The organism is Protaetiibacter larvae (genome assembly GCF_008365275.1).
Lineage (GTDB): Bacteria > Actinomycetota > Actinomycetes > Actinomycetales > Microbacteriaceae > Homoserinibacter > Homoserinibacter larvae.
This window is the reverse complement of the sequence record NZ_CP043504.1, coordinates 537133-545458: the sequence shown is the minus strand read 5'-3', so window position 1 is coordinate 545458 and position 8326 is coordinate 537133. Positions and strand designations below refer to the sequence as shown.

Below are 8326 nucleotides of genomic sequence, written 5' to 3'. Positions count from 1 at the left end.
ACTTGAGTCACCGACACTCAACTCTCTGACGGAGCACCATGGCGAACATGCAGGGCGCACCCTCCAGCCAGGAGGAGCCGAAGAGCGCCCTCGAGCAATACGGCATCAACCTCACCGAGATCGCCAAGAGCGGCAAGCTCGACCCGGTCATCGGGCGCGACTCCGAGATCCGGCGCATCAGCCAGGTGCTGACCCGCCGCACCAAGAACAACCCCGTGCTCATCGGCGAGCCCGGCGTCGGCAAGACCGCCGTCGTCGAAGGCCTCGCCCAGCGCATCGTCGCGGGCGACGTCGCCGACTCCCTCAAAGGCAAGCAGCTCGTCTCGCTCGACCTCGCCGCCCTCGTCGCCGGCGCCAAGTACCGCGGCGAGTTCGAAGAACGCCTGAAGGCCGTGCTCAAGGAGATCAACGACTCCGACGGGCAGGTCATCACCTTCATCGACGAACTGCACACCCTCATGGGTGCGGGCGGCGGCGAAGGCTCCGTCGCGGCCGCCAACATGCTCAAGCCCATGCTCGCGCGCGGCGAGCTGCGCCTCATCGGCGCCACCACCCTCAACGAGTACCGCGAGTACATCGAGAAAGACGCCGCGCTCGAGCGCCGCTTCCAGCAGGTGTACGTGGGCGAGCCGAGCGTCGAAGACACCGTCGCCATCCTCCGCGGCCTCAAGGAGCGCTACGAGGCGCACCACAAGGTCGCCATCGCCGACTCGGCGCTCGTGGCCGCCGCCTCCCTCTCCAACCGCTACATCACCGCCCGCCAGCTGCCCGACAAGGCCATCGACCTCATCGACGAGGCGGCATCCCGGCTCAAGATGGAGATCGACTCCTCGCCCGTCGAGATCGACGAGCTCAAGCGCGCCGTCGACCGCCTCAAGATCGAAGAGCTCGCGCTCAAGAAGGAGAAGGACGCCGCCTCCAAGGAGCGCCTCGAGAAGCTGCGCGCCGACATGTCGGTCAGGGAGAAGCAGCTCGACGCCCTGCAGACCCGGTGGCAGGCCGAGAAGAGCTCGCTGCACTCCGTCGGCGACCTCAAATCCCGGCTCAACGACGCCCGCATCGAACTCGACCGGGCCATGCGCGAACAGCGCTACCAGGACGCCTCCAAGCTCAACTACGAGACCATCCCCGCCATCGAGACCCAGCTGCTGCAGGCCGAAGCCATCGAACAGCAGGGCCCCCGCATGGTCAACGACCAGGTCACCGACGAAGACATCGCGGCCGTCGTCGCCGCCTGGACCGGCATCCCCGTCGACAAGCTGCGGCAGGGCGAGACCGAGAAGCTGCTCGGCCTCGAGAACGAGCTCGCGAAGCGCCTCATCGGCCAGCGGGACGCCGTGCGCGCCGTCTCCGAAGCGGTGCGACGCACGCGGGCCGGCATCTCCGACCCCGACCGGCCCACCGGATCCTTCCTCTTCCTCGGGCCGACCGGCGTCGGCAAGACCGAGCTCGCGAAGGCGCTCGCCGCCTACCTCTTCGACGACGAGAAGGCGCTCGTGCGCATCGACATGTCGGAGTACGGCGAGAAGTTCTCGGTGTCGCGTCTCGTCGGAGCCCCTCCCGGCTACATCGGCTACGAGCAGGGCGGGCAGCTGACGGAGGCCGTGCGGCGGCGCCCCTACTCGGTGATCCTGCTCGACGAGGTCGAGAAGGCGCACCCCGAGGTGTTCGACGTGCTGCTGCAGGTGCTCGACGACGGCCGGCTCACCGACGGCCAGGGCCGCACGGTCGACTTCCGCAACACCATCCTGATCCTCACCTCCAACCTCGGCAGCCAGGTGCTGGTCGACCGTGAGCTCTCGTGGGAGAAGAAGCAGGATGCCGTGCACGAGCTGGTGCGGCAGGCCTTCAAGCCCGAGTTCGTGAACCGCCTCGACGACATCGTCGTGTTCGCGCCGCTCTCGGAGGCCGACCTCGGCCAGATCGTGTCGCTCTACGTGGACCGCCTCGAGCGCCGGCTGTCGGAGCGCCGCCTCCAGCTCGCGGTCACCCCGGATGCGCGGGCCTGGCTCGCCGAACGCGGCTACGACCCCATCTACGGCGCGCGCCCTCTGCGGAGGCTCATGCAGCACGAGATCGACGACACCCTCGCGAAGGCGCTGCTCGCGGGCGACATCCGCGACGGCGACACCGTGCGTGTCGACCTCGACCGCACCGGCGACGGGCTCGCGGTCTCCCGCTTCGAGGCCGCGTCCGTCTAGTCCGGCCGCTCCGCGGAGCACGGCGTTGGTCTCGGTATCACCGGGTCGGTCAGCGGCCCCGCACGAGCTCCACGAGCAGGGCCGGCCCGTCGGGGTTCTGCAGGCTCGTGGTGTCGCCGAGCGGACGCCCGTCGACGATGTCGCGCAGCAGGCGGCGCATGATCTTGCCGGAGCGGGTCTTCGGCAGCTCCGGCACGAGGTGGATCTCGCGCGGCCGCGCGATCGGCCCGATCGCGGTGGCGACGTGCGCGCGCAGCTCGGCCACGGCGTCCGGGCCCACCTCGCGCGAGGGGATCACGAACGCGACGATCGCCTCGCCCGTGACCGCGTCGTCCGCCCCCGTCACGCCCGCCTCGCCGACGAGCGGATGCGCGACGAGCGCCGACTCGATCTCGATCGTCGACAGCCGGTGGCCCGACACGTTGATGACGTCGTCCACGCGCCCCAGCAGCCAGACGTCGCCGTCGGTATCCACCTTGGCGCCGTCGCCCGAGAAGAAGTAGCCGCGGTCGGCGAAGCGGCGCCAATAGGCGTCGAGGTAGCGCTGCGGGTCGCCCCACACGGTGCGCGCGAGCGACGGCCAGACCTCGGGGATCACGAGGTACCCGCCCGCGCCCGGCGGCACCTCCTCGCCCGCGTCGTCGACGACGAGCGTGCGCAGCCCCGGCAGGGCGCGCGTGGCGGAGCCCGGCTTGAGGGTCGTGAGCCCCGGGATGGGCGCCATCACGGCCGCGCCCGTCTCGGACTGCCACCAGGTGTCCACGATCGGCGCGGTGCCCGCCCCGATGTTGTCGCGGAACCAGATCCACGCCTCCGGGTTGATCGCCTCGCCGACCGAGCCGAGCAGCCGGATGCTCGACAGATCGAATGCGGCGGGGACGCCATCCGGGAACCAGGTCATGAGGGTGCGCACGAGCGTGGGCGCCGTGTAGTACACGGTCACGCCGTGCTTCTCGATGATCTCGAAATGCCGCGTGCGGGTGGGGGTGTCGGGGGTGCCCTCGTAGATCACCTGCGTGGTGGCATTGCTGAGCGGGCCGTAGAGCTCGTAGCTGTGCGCCGTGACCCAGGCGAGGTCGGCGGTGCACCAGTGGACGTCGTCGGGCTTCGCGTCGAAGGCGGCCCAGTGCGTCCAGGACGCCTGGGTGAGGTAGCCGCCGCTCGTGTGCACGAGGCCCTTCGGCTTTCCGGTGGTGCCGGAGGTGTAGATGATGAACAGCGGCGTCTCGGCGGGGAACGCCTCGGCATCGTGGCTGTCGCGCTGGCGGTCGACGAGCTCATGCCACCAGACGTCGCGGCCCTCGGTCCACGCGATCTCGTCGCCCGTGCGACGCACGACGAGCACGTGCTCGACGTGGTCGAGGCCGGCGACCGCGGCGTCCGCGTTGTCCTTCACCGGCACCGCCTTGCCACGGCGGAACTGGCCGTCGCTCGTCACGAGCAGCTTCGCGCCGGTGTCGGCCACCCGGAAGCGCAGCGCCTCGGCCGAGAAGCCGCCGAAGACGAGCGAGTGGATGGCGCCGAGCCGGGCCACCGCGAGCGTCACGATGACGGTCTCGAGCAGCACCGGAAGGTAGACGACCACGCGGTCGCCCGTGCGGATGCCGAGCTCGGTGAGCGCGTTCGCCGCTTTCGCGACCTCCCGCTGCAGCTCGGCGAAGGTGAGGGTGCGGGCGTCGCCCGGCTCACCCTCCCAGTGGTAGGCGACCTTGTCGCCGAGGCCGGCATCCACGTGCCGGTCGACGCAGTTGACGGCCACGTTGAGCCTGCCGTCGGCGAACCACGAGGCTGACGGGGGCTGCAGGGTGCCGTCGCCCGCGAGCGCCGGGGTCCAGTCGAGGGCGCGGGTGAACGGCGTCTCCCACTGCAGCCGGCGGGCGGCATCCGCCCAGAACGCGACGGGGTCGGCGGCGGCCCGCTCACACGCATCCGGCGTCACGTTCGAGCTCGCCGCGAGCTCCGCCGGCGGCGCGAACCGCCGCGTCTCGACCAGCAGCTCATGGATGGGGGCGTCGCGCGTCACCCCCCGACGCTACGTGTCCTCACGCCGCACCCCCGAATCCACCCGCAACCCCGCGTCACACGGAACATGGCGCGGCTGGAGCTACGACCTCGCGGCGGGAGGCGTTTCCCCCGCCGCCGGGTCACGGCTCCAGCTGCGCCATGAACAATCGAGGCTAGAGGAGAGCGGGGATGACCTCGCGCTCAAAGAGGTCGATTCCCGAGCGGTCGTAGGCGGCCTCGGGGAAGTAGTGGATCGCATAGCCAAGGCCCGCGTCGCGGCGAGCCTGCAGGCGCTCGATCACCTGCTCGGGGGTGCCGACGCAGGCGGCCGAGCCGTCACGGTACTCGCGCACGAAAGCGGCGGCCCCCTGCTCCCCGAGGTACGGCTCGACCCGCGACTCGATCGTGTCGATGCGGCTGCGCACCTCGGCCTCGGTCGGCGCCACCACCGTGTTAAAGTTGCCCGACCGGGTGATCGCCGAGAAGTCGGTTCCCAGCTCGGCGCAGTGCTCCCGCAGCAGCGCGCTCTTGTGCACGAACTCGTCGAGGTCGTTGGCCGAGAAGTTCGTGTACCGCGCGTACTGCGCCGCGATCTTGAGCGTCACCTTCTCGCCGCCGCCCGCGATCCACAGCGGGATGCCGCCCTCCTGCAGCGGCAGCGGCCGCACCCGCGCCCCCGAGACCTGGTAGTGCTCGCCGTCGAGGGTGGCTTCGCCGGTCGTCCACGCCTGGTGCATGATCTCGACGCCCTCCCGCAGCATCCCGAGTCGCACGCCCGCGCGCGGGAAGCCGTAGCCGTAGGCGCGCCACTCGTGCTCGTACCAGCCGGCCCCGATGCCCATCTCCACCCGGCCGCCCGAGATGAGATCGACGGTGGCCGCGACCTTCGCGAGGTAGGCCGGATTCCGGTAGCTCATGCACGTGCACATCTGGCCGAGGCGGATGCGCGAGGTGGTCGCCGCGAACGCCGACATGAGCGTCCATGCCTCGTGAGTGGCCTCGTCGCTCGGCACCGGCACCGTGTGGAAGTGGTCGTAGACCCACAGCGACTCCCACGGTCCGGCATCCGCGGCCTGCGCGAGCGCGCTCATCGTCGCCCATTGCGCGGCCGGGTCGATGCCCACCAGGTCGTGCCGCCAGCCCTGCGGCACAAACATCCCGAACCTCATGCGCCTCCTCCTTCTCCGCGAAAGTACGTACTTCTGCGCCCGAAACGCCCCATTTCCCCCCAGAAGTACGTACTTTCGGGGAGAGGAGGGCGCATCAGGCGCCCGCCTTCTCGAGTTCGATGAGCTGGTCGCGCACCTTGCGCCGCAGCACCTTGCCGATCATCGACTTCGGCAGCTCCTCGACGAGGTGGATGCGGCGCGGCACCTTGTAGGCGGCCAGCTGCTGCTTCGCCCAGGCGCGCAGGGCGGCGGTGTCGATGGTCGCGCCCGGCTCGGGCACGACCGCGGCCACCACGTGCTCGCCGTCCCGTGCATCCGGGATGCCGACGATCGCGATGTCGGCGATGCCGTCGTAGGCCCGCAGCAGGTCCTCCACCTCCGAGGGCGACACGTTGAACCCGCCCGTGATGACGAGCTCCTTGATGCGGTCGGTGATCGCCACGAAGCCGTCGTCGTCGACCCGCACGATGTCGCCGGTGCGGAACCAGCCGTCGGTGAACACCTCGGCGGTCGCCTCCGGCTTGTTCCAGTAGCCCGAGAACACCTGCGGCCCCTTCACGACGAGCTCGCCGGGCTCACCCGGCTCGACATCCTGCGTCGGCTCATCGGGATCCACGACGCGCAGCTCGGTGCCCGGCAGCGGAAGCCCCACCGTGCCGGCGCGACGGTTCGGCGCCACCGGGTTCGCCATGAGCACGGGGGAGCACTCCGACAGCCCGTAGCCCTCCACGAGGTAGCCGCCGGTGAGCGCCTCCCACGGCTCCACGACCGCCTTCGACAGCGGCATCGCGCCCGAGATGGCGATCTCGATGCCCTTGAGCGAGACGCCCTTCTCCTCGGCGGCCTTCCGCAGCCGGTCGTAGAGCGGGGGCACCGCGGGCAGGAAGGTCGGCGGACGCTTCTTGAACACGGGCAGCACGAGCTCGGGATCGGGCTTCGGGAAGAGCACGAGCCGCGCCCCCATGCTCATCGCGAAGGTGAGGCACAGGGTCAGCCCGTAGGCGTGGAAGAGCGGGAGCACGGCGTGCACGGATGCCGCGCCGCGGGGGATCGCGGGCACCCAGGCGCGCGCCTGGGCGGCGTTCGCCACAAGGTTGCGGTGGCTGAGCGTCGCGCCTTTCGGGTTGCCGGTGGTGCCGCTCGTGTACTGGATGAGGGCGACGTCCTCGGCGGCGGGGCCGGGCACGGATGCCGGGATCGCCGGGCCTTCGAGCAGCTTCTCCCACGGGGTGGTGCCCGTCACGGCGAGGGTGAGCTCGGCCTTGCTCTCGCGCGCCTTCTCGATCGGCAGGGTGAGCAGGGCGCGCATCCGCCAGGGGAACGCGCGGGTCATGTCGACGGAGACGATGGCGTCGAGCGCGAGGTCGCTCGGGAAGTCCTGCAGGGTCGGCACCGTCTTGTCCCAGGCGATGGCGACGCGTGCGCGGTGGTCCTCGAACTGGTGGCGCAGCTCGCGCGGGGTGTAGAGCGGGTTGTGCTCGACGACGATGCCGCCGACCCGCAGCACCGCGTAGAACGCGACCACATGCTGCGGGCAGTTCGGCAGCACGAGCGCGACCCGGTCGCCGGGCTTCACGCCGAGCCGGCGCAGCCCTTCGGCGGCGTGCTCGATCTGCGATCCGAGGGCCGCGTAGCTCGTCTCGCGCCCGAAGAACTCGAGCGCCACATGCTCGGGGTAGGTGGCGACCGACTCCACGATCAGGTCGGAGAGCGACCCGGGCGGAACGTCGAGTTCGCGGGGCACGCCGTCGGCGTAGGAGTCGAGCCAGGGCTTGTCAGCGGGCGACCTCGTCACGGGGGAAGCCTACGCCGCGAGCTAGCGATTGAGCTCCTCGCGGATCGCCGCCACGAAGGCGTCGACGTCGGCCTCCGTCGTGTCGAACGCCGTCATCCAGCGCACCTGCCCGGCCGCGCGATCCCAGTCGTAGAAGCGCACCCGCTCACGGATGCGGTCGGCGGCGTCGTTCGGCAGGACGGCGAACACCGCGTTCGCCTGGGTGGCCTGGCTGAAGGCGAGCGTCGGGAGGGAGCCGTCGGCGATCCCCGCCTCGAGCGCCGTGCGCAGTCGGGCGGCCATCGCGTTGGCGTGCGCCGCGGCGCGCAGCCCGACGCCGCTCTCGAACAGGGCCAGCAGTTGGGCGCTCACGAAGCGCAGCTTGCTGGCGAGCTGCATCGAGGTCTTCCGCAGCCGCACGATGTCGGAGACCCGCGCCGGGTTCAGCACCACGATCGCCTCCGCGCCGAGCGCGCCGATCTTGGTGCCGCCGAAGCTCAGGATGTCGACCCCGGCATCCGTCGTGAACGCGCGGAACGGCACACCGAGCGCGGCGGCCGCGTTCCAGATCCGGGCGCCGTCCATGTGCACCGTGAGCCCGGCGGCGTGGGCGGCCTCGGCGAGGGCGCGCACCTCGTCGGGCGTGTAGAGGGTGCCGAGCTCGGTGGTCTGCGTGATCGAGACCGCGGCCGGCGCTGCGCGGTGCTCGTCGTCCATGCCCCACGCCTCGGTGGCGAGCAGTTCGGGCGTGAGCTTGCCGTCGGGGGTCGGCACGACGAAGAGCTTGAGGCCCGCGACCTTCTCGGGGGCGCCGCCCTCATCGGTGTGGATGTGCGCGGTCGTGGTGGCGATCACCGCGCCCCAGCGCGGCAGCAGCGCGGTGAGCGAGACCACGTTGGCCCCCGTGCCGTTGAACACCGGGAACGCCTCGGCCTGCTCGCCGAACTCCGCGCGGACCACCTCGCCGAGGCGTGCCGTGTAGGGGTCTTCGCCGTAGGCGATCGTGTGCCCGCCGTTCGCGGCGGCGATCGCATCCAGCACCTCCGGATGGATGCCGGCGTAGTTGTCGCTCGCGAAGCCGCGGAAGGAGGTGTCGTGCAGGGTCACCCCTCCATTGTGGTGCGGTTTCGGCCGGATGGGCGCCGCGCGGCGGTGCCATCCGGCCGAAACCGCACCAC

At 70.9% G+C, this 8326-nt stretch carries 5 protein-coding genes; 1 reads left to right on the top strand and 4 read right to left on the bottom strand.

From position 1 onward, the window contains the following. Positions 1-38: 38 nt before the first annotated feature. Positions 39-2201, top strand: a complete 2163-nt coding sequence (locus tag FLP23_RS02545; protein WP_149324422.1) for an ATP-dependent Clp protease ATP-binding subunit — start codon at positions 39-41, stop codon at positions 2199-2201. A gap of 49 nt (positions 2202-2250) precedes the next feature. Here FLP23_RS02545 and acs read toward each other — a convergent pair whose 3' ends face one another. The 4 genes from acs to FLP23_RS02525 form a co-directional block, all read right to left on the bottom strand. After that, entirely contained in the window at positions 2251-4224 is a 1974-nt protein-coding gene (acs, locus tag FLP23_RS02540; RefSeq protein ID WP_149324421.1) for an acetate--CoA ligase, read from the bottom strand. Between the two features lie 154 nt (positions 4225-4378). Then, positions 4379-5374, bottom strand: a complete 996-nt coding sequence (locus FLP23_RS02535; protein WP_149324420.1) for an LLM class F420-dependent oxidoreductase — start codon at positions 5372-5374, stop codon at positions 4379-4381. A gap of 94 nt (positions 5375-5468) precedes the next feature. Further along, positions 5469-7169: a long-chain-fatty-acid--CoA ligase gene (locus tag FLP23_RS02530; protein WP_149324419.1), complete on the bottom strand. Its 1701-nt coding sequence runs from the start codon at positions 7167-7169 to the stop codon at positions 5469-5471. A gap of 21 nt (positions 7170-7190) precedes the next feature. Beyond that, a complete protein-coding gene (locus FLP23_RS02525) occupies positions 7191-8255 on the bottom strand; it encodes a threonine aldolase family protein (RefSeq protein ID WP_149324418.1) in 1065 nt (354 codons plus the stop codon). Positions 8256-8326: the final 71 nt, after the last annotated feature.